We start from the raw sequence: 13829 nt of genomic DNA, 5'->3' as shown, positions 1-13829 counted from the left end.
CGTGGTGTGGCAATCGGAATTTCAATCAGTGTTCGCCGAAACGCAGACATGGTGAAACGGAACGGTTATTACATAGGCATCGAACTGAACGACCGTCCAGTTCTTGTGCAGTAAGACACCCGGAGCTCGTCACATGCGGATCACCCGCCTCCTCACCCCGCTGCTCGGGGCCCTCGCCCTCACCAGCGTCCTAGGCGTCGCGGTGATCATGCCCGCCGCGCCCGCCCGCGCCGAAACCACCGGCACCCTGGCCGCGACCCCGATCAGCGACGGGTGCGCCGCCGGTGCGCCCACCTTCGACGACATCGTCACCGCCGCCGCCACCGCACTGCGCGGCCAGGTCCCCGCCGCACAACTGAGCGGCTTCGACCAGCAGGTCAACGATTTCCGGCACAGTCTCGCCACGATTCGGGTGCACCGCGACGGGCTGCCCGTCGACCCGGCGCTGGTCGGCTCCCGGCCCGATTTCCTCGACGATCCGATCGTCACCTACCTGGTCAACGGCCTGGACGCCGTCCGCACCGGCCGCATCCACACCACCCTGTCGGTGTCGGAGCTGACGGTGAACGACGCCATCGAGGTCTTCGTCCTGGCCACCCGCATCGTGAAGATCCCGGCCCAGCTGGCCGCCAGTCTGGTGCCCTCGGTGGGCATTCTGCTCAAACCGATCGTCGGCGCGGTCTTCAACGGCGTGAAGTCGCTGACCCGGAAGGTGCAGGACCACCTCGCCGCCCAGTGCGCCGCGCCCACCGCCTACGCCCCGCTCGACCTGGGCGAATCCCGGATCGAGCGGGTCGATCTGCCCGCGCCCCTGGTGGATCTGGCCAACTCGCTGGTCAACGCGAACGAATCCTGCACGCCGCTGGCCGAACTCACCACCCGCGACCTCATCGAACGCACGCGCGACTATCTGAACAGCACCGACCTGGCGCTGGACCGTGTCGCCCTGAACGCCGGCGCGGACAGCCTGCAAGCTTTCCTGGCCGGGAACCGCGTGACCGAACTGCTCCTGCTGCGCCGCACCGAGGAACTCGGCCCGCTGGTGAACGCCGCGGACTACGGGCCGCTCACGCTCCTGGCCAACCTCGGCTTCAGCGTCTACGAGGGCAAGGCGCTCAATACCGTGCCGCTGTCGGAGATCCAGGTCGAGAACGCCTTCGACCTGGCGATCCTGTCCCTGGATGTGACCAGTCTGCTGCTGACCCTCGGCAACACGGCACTGGGCTTCAGCGGCGTCGCGTCGACTGTCACGACGCCGCTGTCCATCGTCCAGACGCTGGCCTTCGCACCCACCACCTACGGCGCGCCGATCGTGCGCGGCGTGCTGCAATCCATGTGCGGCGCGTAGGTCAGGCGTCGAAACCGATATCGAGTTCGACGGTGTCGCGCTTGGTGAACAGCTGCCAATAGTGTTCGCCCAGCGCGTCATTGCTCATGCGGGCGATCTCCACACCCGGCGGCACCAGCTCGGGGTGCGCGTCGATGATCCGTTCGGCCTCGCTGTCGCCGATCAGCACGCCGATATTGAGGACCCCGGCGTAGACGCCGGTGCCTTCCAGTTCCGCCGCCAGCTGCTGCACGTAGCCGCGCTGCGCGGCCAGGGCCACACCGAAGTTGGCCAGGTACGGCAGCGGGTAGTGCGGCGAGGATCCCGAGGAGAACAGCAGGGCGCCGTCGCCGCGCTCGATCATCGCGGGCGCGAGGGCCCGGGTCATCCAGATCGGCGAATAGAGCTTGAGCGCCAACGGGATCCGCAGCGCGCCCACCTCCAGGGTCAGCGTGCTGGGCGCGCGATCGGCCATGTTGCCCGCGGCGCCGTGCATCGCGACATCGATCTGCCCGAATTCGGCGATGACCTCGCGGACTACCCGCTCGACCTCCGTCTCGACGGTCAGATCGGCCGGGAACGCCGCGGCCTCGATCCCCTCCGCCGCCAGATCCGCGACGTGGCCTCGGGCCTTGTCCGGACTGCGGCCGATTACAGCGACCCGGTAGCCCTCCCGCCCGAAGCGCTTGGCGGTACCCACGCCCAGGCCGGGACCGTACCCAAAAATGGCCAGTGTCTTGGACATTCACATCTCCCGCTAAGTTGAGCAGTAGTTCAAGTTCGCTCTCGAAGCTAGCTTAAGTTGAGGCTATGCTCAAGATATTTCCGCGGACGAATTTGTAGGATCGGCGAATGCCCGACGACAAGCCGCTACGCAGCGACGCCCGACGCAATCGCGACGCGCTGGTGGCCGCGGCTCGGTCGGTCTTCCTGGAACGCGGGCTGGACGCGCCGCTCAAGGAGGTCGCCGCGCGCGCGGGCGTCGCCATCGGCACCCTCTACAACCGCTTCCCCACCCGCGACGACCTCATCGCCGCCGCCGTCGAGGACCGGATCGAGGCGGGCGGGCGGGTCGCCGAGAAAGCACTCGCGATCACCGACCCGTGGGAATCCTTCGTCTACCTCATCGAGAAGATCTGCGAACTCCAGGCCGGTGACCGTCTGCTCGGCGATCTCGCCCTGCGCGCCGCCCCCAGCCCCGCCGTCGCCCGCGCCCAGGAACACGGCCATCGCCTGATGCGCGAAATCATCACCCGCGCGCAGACTTCCGGGCATCTGCGCGCCGACTGGGTGCTCGAGGACATCGCCTTCATCACCTGGTCGCACACCCGGATCGTCGAAGCCACCGCTCAGTTGGCCCCCAACGCCTGGCGCCGGCACCTGGCGCTCGTCCTCGACGGACTCCGCGCTACCGCCGCCCACCCCCTGCCGGAACCCCCGATCACCGAGGATCAGCTGATGAGCGCCCTGCGCCAGCAGAAGTAGGACGGTGCCGCTGACTCCGCTCAGTGGCGCGGCGGATACGGCTGCTGCCCATAGGGATTCGCAGGCGGCGGTCCCGCGGGTCGACCATAGGGCGCCGGACCGTACGGAGCTTGGCCGTACGGCACCGCGGGCGGGCCATATGGCGCGGCGGGCGGGCCATATGGCGCGGCAGGCCGACCGTACGGAGCGGGCCGACCGTAGGGATTGGCCGGAACTCCGAAGGCGGGGCGGCGGAAGTTCGGGGCGGTGGCCAGCCAGTCGCCGGTGGATTTGAGCGCGCAGAGGAGGGCGATCACCGCGGCGATGAGCAGCGAGATGCCGTTGAGGGCGATGAGGTCGCCGACGTCGGCGCCCTTGTACTTGCTGGAGATCTCGGCGGCCTGGGCCAGGCCGTAGACGCTGAATCCGCCGGCGATCACCGAGAGTCCGAGAACCAGGCCGCGGCCCGCCGACTTACGGCTGAACAGCAGCAGGGCGCCGATCGCCCAGGCGATCATCAAGCCGAAGTTCACGACCGCGAGGAATTCCCAACGGCCGGTGTCGATCTCGGGGACCGAGATACCGCTGCCGCTGAGCGACCCGAGCGCCTTGCGCGCGTCCTTCATCTTGTCGATCGCCGACAGCAGCCGGGCGCCGGAAATCGCGTGCAGCACAGCGACCATCAGCCCGAGTCCCGCCGCCGTCCGGGCGGTACCGCCCGTGGCCGGGCCCCGCATCCGGCCCGGCATCGGCGGATAACCGCCCTGCCGGACCCACCCGGCCGACCGTACGGATTCGGCGGAACCCCTTGCTGCCCATATGGATAACTCATCAAGCCCTCCCCCGGCGTTGCGTTGTTCCCAGCGCACCCTACCGGCGTGGGCGGGTCGCGATCCAGCGCCCCGTGGGCGGAATGCACGCGAGAACCAACGTCAGGAACGGGAAGAATCCGCCGATTCCGAGGAGCAGCAAGATCGAGGAATCGGCGAGCATCGCGCTGTCGAGCAACATCGCGCTGAAGAGGAAGGGCAGCACCGCGAGTAGCAGGGCCAGTACCGAACCGCTCGCTACCAGCACGCGGCCCACCGGGGAGCGCAGTAGGAGCAGGATCCCGCCGAGCAGGAGCAGCAGCGCGGTGATCCCCGTGCCCGCGCACCAGGCGGCTTCGACACCATCGATGTGCGCGATGGACGGCTCGGTCTGAAAGTTCCCGTCCGGCTGCATTGTCAGCGGACCCTGCCAGGTTTGGGTTATCGAGACGACGCCGGCGATCGCGAGGCCGCCGTTCATCAGGCCGCCGGCCAAAGCCAGCAGCGTGGCGATGATGCCGGTCGCCCCGCTCGCGGGCGGCGGCCCGTAGGCGTGCGGCGCGAACCCCGGCGGCGCCGGGTACGGCTGTTGAAACGACATCACAAAACTCCCCCCACTTGCCTTCTCCCGGAACCTTACCGGCAAACGAGGCGCCCGCACTGGCTGTGCGGGCGCCTCGGTCGCTTCGGATCAGTCCTGGTTCCGGTCCGCGTAGGCCTTCATGGCGTCGCGGACGAACTCCGCGGTGCCATCCCCGTGGATGTCGTAGTTGGCGCGGAAACGCTCGTCGGAGACATACATTTCGCCGATGCAGGCGAAGGTCTCCAGCGGGACCTGCTTGCCGCCCCAGCCGTTGCCCATCCAGGCGCGGTGGCGGGCGGCGATGGCCAGCACCTCGGTGCTGTCCGGGGCCAGACCGGCGGTGCGCGCGTTGCCGAAGGCGGTGGAGATGTCCGCCGCCTCCTGCTGGAAGGCCCGCTTGCCGTTGTCGTCCAGCGAACGCCACCACTTGTCGCTGTCGGCGTAGGCCTGCTTGCCCCACCGCTGTTCTACTTCGTCCTTGTACTGGGTGTGATCGAACCCGTCGAAAACCTCTGCGGCCACGAGCTTCTCACCTCTTTCCGTCTTGTGCAGCGTGGTCAGTACCGAGTCGATCTGGCGCCGGATCCGGTCCTGTTCCTGCCGTAGCAAATCCAGGTGCGTGCGCAGTGCGGTGGTCGTATCCTGCTCTCCGGCGAAGACTTCGGCGATGGCCGGCAGGCCGAGGCCGAGTTCTCGCAGCAGCAGGATGCGTTGCAACCGCACGAGGGAGTCCTGGTCGTAGTAGCGGTACCCGTTGGTCCCGATCCGGCTGGGCGGCAACAGCCCGAGCTGCCCGTAGTGGCGCAGCGTGCGGCTGGTGGTACCGGCCGCCTTGGCCAGATCCTGGATGGACCATTCACCGGTGTGGGTCGCCGTACTCATCTCCAGTTCTCCTTCCCGTTTCTCGTCGGTGAGACCAGTCTGCAAGTTGACGTAACGTCAAGGTCAAGCCTTGACCAGTATGCCCGCCATCGGCGGCACCGGGACCGGGCGCGGGGCCCGGGCGGCGAGCTGGCCGAGCAGGGTCCCGGCGAGCGCGATGGCCATGCCGAGCACCTGCAGCGGGGTGAGCGCCTGGCCGAGCGCGACCCATCCGATCACCGCCGCCGACACCGGCGACAGCAGGCCGAGGAACGCGACCGAGGTGGCGGGCACCTTGGAGATCCCGCGCACCCAGAACCAGTAGGCGACGGCGGTGCCGATGATGCCGAGGTAGAGGTAGCCGCCGACGGCGCGACCGTCCAGCGCGGGCGGCGCACCCTCGATGAGCAGGGCGAACGGGGCGATGATCAGGCCGCCAGCGGTGAGCTGCCAGCCGGTCATGGCGAGCGGGCCGACGCCGTCGGGGCGGCCCCAGCGCTTGGTGAGAATGGTGCCGAGCGCCATGGAGGCGGCGCCCGCGAGTCCGGCGATCACCCCGACGGTGTCCAGTTGCGCGGTGCCCTGCAAGACCACCAGCGCGACACCGGCGACGCCGATCAGCGCGGCGAGCAGCTTGCGGCCGGTGAGCTTCTCGCTGAGCACCAGCGCGGCGAAGCCGAGCGCGAACATCGGCGCCACCGCCCCGAGGACGCCGGCCACACCGCCGGGCAGCCGGTAGGCGGCCAGGAAGAGCAGCGGGAAGAAGGCGCCGATATTGAGCAGGCCGAGCACGGCCGCCCGGCCGATCCAGGCGCCGCGCGGGAGGGAGCGGCTGAGGGCGATCAGGATCAGCCCGGCGGGCAGCGCGCGCAGCAGGGCGGTGAACAGCGGCCGGTCCGGCGGCAGGAATTCGGTGGTGACGAAGTAGGTGGAGCCCCAGACGATGGGGGCCAGAGCGGTGAGCGCGAGGGTGCCGGCCGGTGAGCCGGTGCGCACTGCGGTGCTGTTCATGTCGTTCGCTCCTCATTGATAATCTCAACGTTGAAATATTTACCCGCCCAGGTGTCTCATCGTCAAGTAGATGAACATTGAGATATTTACAGAGGAAGCACACATGAGCGACGCGATCGACCTCATCGCCGCGCACTGGAACCGCGAGCGCCCCGACGTGGACGTCACGCCCATGGCGGTGATCGGCCGGATCACCCGGCTGGCGCAAATGCTGGACAACGAACTCAAGAAGTTCTTCAACGCACAGGGGCTGGAGTTCTGGGAGTTCGACGTGCTGGCCACGCTGCGCCGCTCCGGCGGCGAGAACGGTCTCACCGCGGGCGCGTTGAACAGCGCGGCCATGCGCACCTCCGGCGCCATCACCAACCGCGTCGACCGGCTCAGCGCGCGCGGCCTGGTCACGCGCGCCGCCGACCCCAACGACCGCCGGGCCATCCGCGTACAGCTCACGCCCGAGGGCCGCGCGCTCGTCGACGAGCTGCTGCCCGTCCACATGGCCAACGAGCAGCGCCTGCTGGCCGGCCTCGGCGCCGGGGATCAGGCGCAGCTGGCCGATCTGCTGCGCGCACTGGCCGAGTCCATGGGTGACACCAGCCTGAACTAGGTGCCGAGTTCCCTACTCCGGCAAGCTCGACTCCGGCTCGGCCTCGGCCGACTCCACGGAAACCTCTTGCGGTACTTCCGATTCCGGCACCGACGGCTCGGCGGCTTCGGGCCGCTGCGGCGAAGTCCCATACGGGATAGGGACATTCGCGGTCGGCCGCGGTGTCGGGGTGGACGCGGTGCGCGGCGGCGCGGTCCAGTCGGCGGGGCGGTCGGCGATCGCCTCCGGTGCCAGCTCCAGCAGCGCGGCGAAGTCGATGACGCGCGCGCCCAGCGCCGGTGTCGCGACGATGACGCCGTTGCTGAACATCCGGTAGTCGCCCGCGCCGCGCGGCAACCGCAGTTCCGGCCCGAGCGGCACGCCGAGCGTGCCGGAAACGCCGCCGAGCCGCTGATATTCGTGATCGATGACCGACAGGTCGGCCGCGGCCGGCGCCATCGCCTCCGGGATGTGCCCGATGCCGAGTTCGGCCGGCGTCGGCCCCACTTCGAAGGTGTAGATGTCGGCCGGTCCGCCGCCGTCGGGGGCCGAGGAGTATTCCGAGCGCAGGATCCGCCCGTCGCGCAGCAGCACGGTGCCCGCGGTGGCGGCGACGGCTTCGGCGGCCCGCGGATCCTCGATGACGGTGCCGGCATAGGCCTGGCAGTCGGTGGTGTCGCAGGTCTGGGCGTAGGGATAGCGGGTCTCGGCCAGCGCGTAGGAGCGGGCGGCGATGGCCTGGGCGCGCAGCGCCTCGCTCGCGCCCTTGTCGGCCCAGTTCGCCTGCATCTCGGCGGGAACGACGCCGAGCAGGTAGTCCTCCACATCGAGCCGGTTGACCGTGCGCGCCACGCCGTCCTCGGTCGCCAGTCCGAGCGAGCCGCGGTATCCGGTGCCGTTGCACAGCATCAGATGTTCCTCGCCCGGGCGGCCCGGATTCGGGTCGAGCGGGTAGACCCACGGGTCCTGGGTGTCGGTCTGCCAGCGCACGTCACCGTCGCATCCGGCGGTGACGACGACGTTCGCGCCCCCGTCCGGCAGTGCGGTCAGATGGGCGACCTCACCGGGCTCCAGCACACGACCGGCAACACGAGCTCCGGCGGCGGCGTAGGTGTCCAGCGTCGAATCGTCCTGCGCCATCAGCCGCACCGCGAGGGTGGTCGGACCGATGCCGCCCAGCGCCGCGCCCGGGTAGTAGTGCTCGAGGATGCGCTCGGCGGCCCAGCCCTGCACCGCGTTGTCGAACGCGCCGTGCTGGCTCATGCCGCGGCCGTGCCCCGGCCCGGCCAGCTGCCGATAGCCTGCAGACCAGTCGACACTGGTCAACAGGGTGCCGACCAGGGCGGCCGCACATCCGGTGACCAGTAGTGGGCGCCAGATCCCGGTCAGCGCGGACGGCTGGATCCGGCGTCGGCGCCGGAGTGCCCAGCGGCCGCGGGCGTAGTGGATTCGGGGAAGAACAGGGCTTTGACGGTGTCGCATAGCGTTCACTCCCACCGGTTTCCGCCGACGCATCGGTTCGATAGCCGTCGGCATGTCGCTGCATCCGTGCAGATCAAGGAAGCTACATTCGAGCAATCCTCAACTAGACATTTAGGCTTGTGACATTTGTTGCTTAGTGTGGTCCGTGAGGCATCAAGAAGCAAGCACATGTGATTGCTGGTTCCAACCTGAATGGAGATGCTCGTGCCGTACCGCAGACCGAAACGCTCCTACCTGCTCCCGGTTGTCACCACGCTCGCGGTCGCGGCCCCGCTCCTGACCCTGGCGCTGGCCGATTCCACCGACTACCGCACCGCGAACGACAGCGAATTCGCTGCCGTGCCCACGCAACTGGCCGAGGTCGTGCTCAGTTCGGTACCCGACATCACCCTGCCGCTGCGCGAGCTCACCGGCCTCGAGCTACCCGACTTGCACCTGTCCGACCTGCGCAGACTCCCGCTCCCGGCGTCCATCCAGGTCCCCGAGGGCCTGCCGCTACCGCCCGGGATCGAGTTACCCAGAGAGATCCCGCTCCCCAGATTGGGTTCCGGACAGAACGATCCCGGCCAGTACTCGACGGCCCCCAGCACGACACCCGTGGCGCCCGCCACCACCGGCCAAGCGGCCCCAGCTCAGAACTCCACCGGTCAGACGCCGGGCCAGACGGCCGTGGCTCCCGGTCAGACGCCACCCGCGAGCGGCCAGAATCCTGGCACCGCCGCCACACCGCAGCCCACCCCGGGCCAGAATTCCACGCCGGGCGTGTCGAACCAGCCGCCTACCCCAGCCGGTACCGCGCGGCCCGCAGGCACGGCGCGGCCGCTCGAGGGGACGTCCGCCGCCGGCGACATCCGCTTGGTGGCGGATCCGCAGGACATCGAATCAACGCCCGGCACCAGCGATTTCAGCGACACACCGCGTGACGTCGCCGATCCGGCTCCGGTCACCGCACAGCCGATTCCCGGAACAGGTCCGGCCGCAAAGGATCTCGCCGGTGCTCCGGTCCGGCCGAACGGTCCGGTCTTCGGAGCCGAAACCAGCGCGGACACACCGGCTCTCACGCCCGGAGCCGTCCCCGCCGACCTGCTTCAGCAGGTCGGCGCCCAGGTCAAGGAGCTGTCCCGGGAGACCCCGTTCAGCGTGGTCGCCCTGACCGCCAAGGACCTCGCCGGCACCAAGGCGATGATCCGTGCCAAGCAGCCCGACGGCAGCTGGGGACCCTGGTACGAAACCGAACCCGTCGACACGCACCGCAACGACCGCGGCGGCGCGAGCCGGACCCGGGGCACCGAGCCGATCTATGTCGGCACCACCAACGCCGTGCAGATCCTGGTCACCCGCAAGGACACGGCGTCACCCCATGTCGCGGCGCCGGCCGCGGAACCGCTCCCGGATTCCGCCGGCGGTCTCCAATTCCCCAGTGATGAAGAGGTTTTCGGCCGAGACGTGCTGTCCCAGCTGACCGCGGTGCTCATCGATCCGGGCCACGGCGCCGGTGACGGCGCGCTCACCCAGGTCGCCGCAGGGCTGCCCGGCGGCGGGCCGAGCGTCATCACGCGGGCCGGTTGGGGCGCCGACGAGTCGATCCGCTGTGAAGACCCCACCTACGACGACTTCCTCGGCGGGGTCGCGGTGCACCACACCGCGGGCCGCAACGACTACGACAAATCCGAGTCCGCGGGCATCGTGCGCGCCATCTACGCCTATCACGCGAAGACGCTGGGCTGGTGCGACATCGGCTACAACGCCCTGGTCGACAAGTACGGCCAGATCTTCGAGGGCCGGGCCGGCGGCCTGGACAAGCCGGTGCAGGGCGCGCACGCGGGCGGGTTCAACGAGAACACCGCGGGCGTGGCACTGATGGGTAACCACGTGTCCGAGCCGCCCTCGGAGGTGGCGCTCGACGCGATCGGCCGGTTCATCGGCTGGCGGGCCAAGCTCGCGGGCCTGGACCCGGAGGGCTCCACCGTCATGGAATCCGAAGGCACCGAGTTCACGCCGATCCCGCAGGGCGAAACCATAGATCTCCCTATCGTTTTCGCGCATCGCGATGTCGGCAACACCACCTGCCCGGGTGACGCGGCCTACGACCTGATGGACCGCATCCGCGCGATCGCGGCCGACGCACCCGGCCCGGCGCCGCGCGCTTCCGCACAGCAACAGCGCAAGGCGAGCACCGCGCCGACTCCCCTGGGCAGTGCGCCCAAGCCGCCGGCCCCGGCCGTCGAGGAGGACGCCGGGAAACTGGCGGCGCTGACCGACCGCCTGCTCGACATGCTCGACAACAACGCCATCGCCAAGCACTGGGCGGCCAAGGGCGGCGCGAACGGGCCGCTCGGCGCGCCGCGCTCCGAGCCGATGGCCGCCGCGAGCGGTGGCCAGTACGCGCAATTCGTCAACGGCTACGTCTACAACCCGCGCAACGGGCAGGTCTTCGAGGTGGCGGGCAGCATTCTCGACCGCTTCCTCGAGCTCGGCGGCGACTCGGGTCTGCTCGGACTGCCCGTGAGCAATGTCTACCCGGTGCTGCACGGATTGCGGTCGGATTTCCAGCACGGCTCGCTGATCGTCGACGAGGTCACCGGCATCGTCCGCACGGCGTGGAAGGAAATCAACACCGACCCGAACGGGGCACCGGTCGAGGTGTCCGCGCCGGGACAGACACCCGCCGAAATCGGCACGCCCGCAGCGGAACCCGCGCCCGCCCAGGAGCCGGCACCTATCGAGGAGTCGGCGTTCACCGAGGAACCCGCACCTGCCGACGAGCCGGCGCCCGCCGCGAGCGCGGCGCCCGAGGAGTGGGTCGAGCCGGAATATCCGGCGGCGCCGGACTACTACGCCGACGCCGGCTGACCGGCGCTCAGGACCACCAGCGTTCCAGCACCTGCGCGACGCCGTCGTTGACGTTGGTGCCGGTGACCTCGTTCGCGGCGGCGATGGCCTCGGGGTGCGCGTTGGCCATCGCGACACCGTGGCCCGCCATGGTGAGCATCGGCACATCGTTGGGCATGTCGCCGAAGGCGATGATGGCCGAGTGCTCGACGCCCAGGCGCTGCGCGACGATGGCCAGGCCGGAGGCCTTGGTGACGCCCGGGGCGGACAGTTCGATCAGGCCGTGATCGGTCGAATAGGTGATGTCGGCGCGGTCGCCGATCAGCGGGGCGAGCTTGGTGCGCATGTCGCCGCTGCGCATGTCGCGCAGGCGAATCAGCATCTTGATGGCGGGCGAGTCGATCACCTCGTGCCGGGCGACCATGGTGTCGTCCGGGTTCAGCCAGGCGTGCTCGTACTGCGGCGAGCTCACGAACTGCGGGGTGACCGCGTCGTGCGCGCTGGCGCCGACCCGCTCGGCCGCCAGGCCGCAGCCCGGTAGCGCGGATTCGGCGAGGTCGGCGATCCAGGACAGCGTCTCCACGTCCAGGGTGCGGCTGGCGAGCACGCTGTCGTTGGCGCTGTCGTAGATCACCGCGCCGTTGCCGCAGACGCAGAGCGGGGCGTAGCCCAGCCCATCGACCACCGGATCGATCCAGCGTGGCGGCCTGCCGGTGGCGAGCACGAAGGGCACGCCGTCGGCGATCAGGGCGTCGACGGCGGCCTTGGTGCGTGCCGTCACACGCTCGTCGTGATCGATGAGCGTGCCGTCCACATCGGAGGCCACCATCTTGGGCTTGGGCAGGTGCAGGCGGGTCACCTATTCCATCCTGCCGGAAAACCGTCTCGGCGCGGTCGCGGTCAGGAGTTCGGGCGTTGCCACTGATCCTCCGCCGGCTTTTCGAAGGGGTTCGGCGGCGCGCCGCCGGGCCCGACCACCTGTGTCGCGGCGTCGCCGAAGCCGTCGACCCGCTGAGTCGGCGCGGCCCCGGGCAGCATCTGCGTCGGTCCCTGTCCGAACGGATCCACCGGCGGATAGCCGGGCGGCTGGCCGTAACCACCGGAAGGGTTGTAGCCGTACGGATTCGGCTGCTGGTATCCCATCGGCGGCTGGCCATATGGGTACCCGGCCTCGGCCGGGCGGTGCGCCAGCCAGCGCGCGGTCGCGGGCAGCAGGGCCAGCACCAGGGTGACAATCGGGAAGATCAGGCTGAACACCGCCGAGAGACCGGCGACCGCCAGGACCGAACCGTCGTCATCGAGGTCGGCGAACAACGTCGCCATCAGGACGGTGTTCGCGAGCTGCGCCACGATCACCAGACCGCAGCCCGCGGCGACCAGAATCCGGCCCGCCGCCTTGCGCAGGAACAGCAGCACCGCGCCGCCACCCAGCAGGGCCGCCACCAGGAAACTCACCACCGAGGTGACCGTCATCAACGTCCGCAGCTGGGAAGTCAGATCGCTGTCGGAGAGACCGGAATCGGTGAAGACGGTCGAAGTGGTGAGCGAGATCGCGGCGCCGGCGAGCTGCGATACCGCGCCGAGCGCGGCCAGCACCCCCGCGGTGATCGCGGTGCCACCACTCGGCGCCGCCGGCCCGGGCGCGTATCCCCCACCCGCGTACGGGTCGTACTGCCCCGGATATTGCTGCGGATAAACCATGACTCCCCCATCTCGAACACACTGAACGCCCAAGGGTAAACCCCAGCCACGACACCCGTCGCGACATGCCTGAGCCACGCTCGCCTGCGCGAACCACCTCCGCTCCTTATGATCAGTGCCTATTGCCCCCGAGGTGAAAGACCGTGAGGACTGATGACCGGCTTCCTGCTGCGACGCGCTCTCAATTACGTCGTGCTGTTGCTGCTGGCGTCGTTCCTGACCTTCGCGTTGACCTCGTTGACGTTTCGGCCGCTGGATAGTTTGGAGCAGCGCAGTCCGCGGCCGCCGCAGTCGGTGATCGATGCCAAAGCCGAAGAGTTGCATCTCAACGACCCGATCCCGCAGCGCTACTTCGACTGGGTCAAGGGGATCCCGGAGGGCGATTTCGGTAAGACCCTGGCCGGGCAGCCGGTCAGCCAGGAACTGGGCCGCCGGATCGGGGTGAGTTTGCGGCTGTTGCTGATCGGGTCGATCGTGGGCACGGTGCTGGGCGTGCTGATCGGCGCCGCGGGCGCGATCCGCCAGTACAAGTTCAGCGACTATTTCACGACCGTGTTCTCGCTGCTCTTATTGAGCACACCGATCTTCCTGCTCGCCACCCTGCTGAAATACGGTGCGCTGGAGGTGAACTCGCTGACCGGGGAGCAGATCTTCCTGTACACCGGGGAAACCTCGGCCAATCGCATCGTCGGCTTCGGCCCGCAGCTGCTGGACCGGGCCCAGCATCTGGTGCTGCCGACGCTGGCACTGGCGATGGGCGCGATGGCCGGATACAGCCGGTATCAGCGCAACGCGATGCTGGACGTGCTGGGCAGCGATTTCATCCGCACCGCGCGGGCGAAAGGACTCACCCGTGGAAAAGCCTTGTACAAACACGGTTTACGGACCGCGCTGATACCGATGGCCACGCTGTTCGCCTACAGCATCGGCGGGTTGATCACCGGTGCGACCTTCACCGAGAAGATCTTCGGCTGGCACGGCATGGGTGAGTGGCTGCTCGATTCGATCAACGCCCAGGACATCTACGTGGTGGTCACGATCACCGCGTTCGCCGGGCTGGTGGTGCTGATTTCCGGGCTGCTCTCGGATGTGGTGTACGCGATTCTGGATCCGCGGGTGCGTGTCTCGTGAACGAGCGCAGCGAGGGAACCAACAACACAGCACCGTCGGTCGCGG

General features: G+C 69.0%; 13 protein-coding genes. 5 read left to right on the top strand and 8 right to left on the bottom strand.

From position 1 onward, the window contains the following. The first annotated feature begins 133 nt into the window (after positions 1-133). Positions 134-1348, top strand: coding sequence for a hypothetical protein (locus AB0H76_RS25135; RefSeq protein ID WP_357328561.1), 1215 nt, complete (start codon positions 134-136; stop codon positions 1346-1348). Between the two features lies 1 nt (position 1349). Here the strand turns inward: AB0H76_RS25135 and AB0H76_RS25130 are convergent, their stop codons facing one another. After that, positions 1350-2072 (bottom strand): SDR family oxidoreductase, encoded by a 723-nt coding sequence (locus AB0H76_RS25130; RefSeq protein WP_357328559.1) that lies wholly within the window; start codon positions 2070-2072, stop codon positions 1350-1352. Positions 2073-2179: 107 nt separating this feature from the next. On the opposite strand from AB0H76_RS25130, the gene AB0H76_RS25125 reads away from it, so the two are divergent. Then, positions 2180-2812, top strand: coding sequence for a helix-turn-helix domain-containing protein (locus tag AB0H76_RS25125; protein WP_357328556.1), 633 nt, complete (start codon positions 2180-2182; stop codon positions 2810-2812). A 20-nt stretch (positions 2813-2832) separates the two neighbouring features. Here the strand turns inward: AB0H76_RS25125 and AB0H76_RS25120 are convergent, their stop codons facing one another. From AB0H76_RS25120 to AB0H76_RS25105, 4 genes are all read right to left on the bottom strand, one after another. After that, complete coding sequence (locus AB0H76_RS25120; protein ID WP_357328553.1) at positions 2833-3540, bottom strand: hypothetical protein; 708 nt, start codon at positions 3538-3540, stop codon at positions 2833-2835. A 121-nt stretch (positions 3541-3661) separates the two neighbouring features. Beyond that, complete coding sequence (locus AB0H76_RS25115) at positions 3662-4201, bottom strand: hypothetical protein (RefSeq protein WP_357328550.1); 540 nt, start codon at positions 4199-4201, stop codon at positions 3662-3664. Positions 4202-4291: 90 nt separating this feature from the next. Continuing rightward, a complete protein-coding gene (locus tag AB0H76_RS25110) occupies positions 4292-5065 on the bottom strand; it encodes a MerR family transcriptional regulator (protein WP_357328547.1) in 774 nt (257 codons plus the stop codon). Positions 5066-5128: 63 nt separating this feature from the next. Then, a complete protein-coding gene (locus tag AB0H76_RS25105; RefSeq protein ID WP_357328544.1) occupies positions 5129-6055 on the bottom strand; it encodes an EamA family transporter in 927 nt (308 codons plus the stop codon). Between the two features lie 103 nt (positions 6056-6158). On the opposite strand from AB0H76_RS25105, the gene AB0H76_RS25100 reads away from it, so the two are divergent. Continuing rightward, a complete protein-coding gene (locus AB0H76_RS25100) occupies positions 6159-6659 on the top strand; it encodes a MarR family transcriptional regulator (protein WP_357328541.1) in 501 nt (166 codons plus the stop codon). A 12-nt stretch (positions 6660-6671) separates the two neighbouring features. Here the strand turns inward: AB0H76_RS25100 and AB0H76_RS25095 are convergent, their stop codons facing one another. Then, complete coding sequence (locus AB0H76_RS25095; protein WP_357328539.1) at positions 6672-8120, bottom strand: SpoIID/LytB domain-containing protein; 1449 nt, start codon at positions 8118-8120, stop codon at positions 6672-6674. Between the two features lie 198 nt (positions 8121-8318). Here AB0H76_RS25095 and AB0H76_RS25090 point away from each other — a divergent pair, with 198 nt between their 5' ends. Then, a complete protein-coding gene (locus tag AB0H76_RS25090) occupies positions 8319-10973 on the top strand; it encodes an N-acetylmuramoyl-L-alanine amidase (RefSeq protein WP_357328536.1) in 2655 nt (884 codons plus the stop codon). A 7-nt stretch (positions 10974-10980) separates the two neighbouring features. Here AB0H76_RS25090 and AB0H76_RS25085 read toward each other — a convergent pair whose 3' ends face one another. Then, positions 10981-11802, bottom strand: coding sequence for an HAD family hydrolase (locus AB0H76_RS25085; RefSeq protein ID WP_357329876.1), 822 nt, complete (start codon positions 11800-11802; stop codon positions 10981-10983). Positions 11803-11852: 50 nt separating this feature from the next. Next, positions 11853-12653: a hypothetical protein gene (locus tag AB0H76_RS25080; protein WP_357328533.1), complete on the bottom strand. Its 801-nt coding sequence runs from the start codon at positions 12651-12653 to the stop codon at positions 11853-11855. Between the two features lie 153 nt (positions 12654-12806). Between AB0H76_RS25080 and AB0H76_RS25075 the strand changes: the two genes are divergently transcribed. Next, the gene (locus AB0H76_RS25075; RefSeq protein ID WP_357328530.1) at positions 12807-13784 is read left to right on the top strand and encodes an ABC transporter permease; all 978 of its coding nucleotides are present in this window, start codon (positions 12807-12809) and stop codon (positions 13782-13784) included. Positions 13785-13829 lie beyond the last annotated feature (45 nt).

Source organism: Nocardia sp. NPDC050712 (assembly GCF_040654295.1).
In the GTDB taxonomy this organism is placed as follows: domain Bacteria; phylum Actinomycetota; class Actinomycetes; order Mycobacteriales; family Mycobacteriaceae; genus Nocardia.
The sequence above is the reverse complement of the archived record's forward strand: the minus strand, read 5'-3'. Positions and strand labels throughout refer to the sequence as shown.

Bases quoted from the DNA above. Each gene is read 5' to 3' on its own strand.
- AB0H76_RS25125 (WP_357328556.1), top strand. From the start codon at position 2,180: ATGCCCGACGACAAGCCGCTACGCAGCGACGCCCGACGCAATCGCGAC.
- AB0H76_RS25105 (WP_357328544.1), bottom strand. From the start codon at position 6,055: ATGAACAGCACCGCAGTGCGCACCGGCTCACCGGCCGGCACCCTCGCG.
- AB0H76_RS25095 (WP_357328539.1), bottom strand. From the start codon at position 8,120: ATGCGACACCGTCAAAGCCCTGTTCTTCCCCGAATCCACTACGCCCGC.
- AB0H76_RS25120 (WP_357328553.1), bottom strand. From the start codon at position 3,540: ATGCCGGGCCGGATGCGGGGCCCGGCCACGGGCGGTACCGCCCGGACG.
- AB0H76_RS25110 (WP_357328547.1), bottom strand. From the start codon at position 5,065: ATGAGTACGGCGACCCACACCGGTGAATGGTCCATCCAGGATCTGGCC.
- AB0H76_RS25100 (WP_357328541.1), top strand. From the start codon at position 6,159: ATGAGCGACGCGATCGACCTCATCGCCGCGCACTGGAACCGCGAGCGC.
- AB0H76_RS25115 (WP_357328550.1), bottom strand. From the start codon at position 4,201: ATGTCGTTTCAACAGCCGTACCCGGCGCCGCCGGGGTTCGCGCCGCAC.
- AB0H76_RS25090 (WP_357328536.1), top strand. From the start codon at position 8,319: ATGCTCGTGCCGTACCGCAGACCGAAACGCTCCTACCTGCTCCCGGTT.
- AB0H76_RS25130 (WP_357328559.1), bottom strand. From the start codon at position 2,072: ATGTCCAAGACACTGGCCATTTTTGGGTACGGTCCCGGCCTGGGCGTG.
- AB0H76_RS25080 (WP_357328533.1), bottom strand. From the start codon at position 12,653: ATGGTTTATCCGCAGCAATATCCGGGGCAGTACGACCCGTACGCGGGT.
- AB0H76_RS25075 (WP_357328530.1), top strand. From the start codon at position 12,807: ATGACCGGCTTCCTGCTGCGACGCGCTCTCAATTACGTCGTGCTGTTG.
- AB0H76_RS25135 (WP_357328561.1), top strand. From the start codon at position 134: ATGCGGATCACCCGCCTCCTCACCCCGCTGCTCGGGGCCCTCGCCCTC.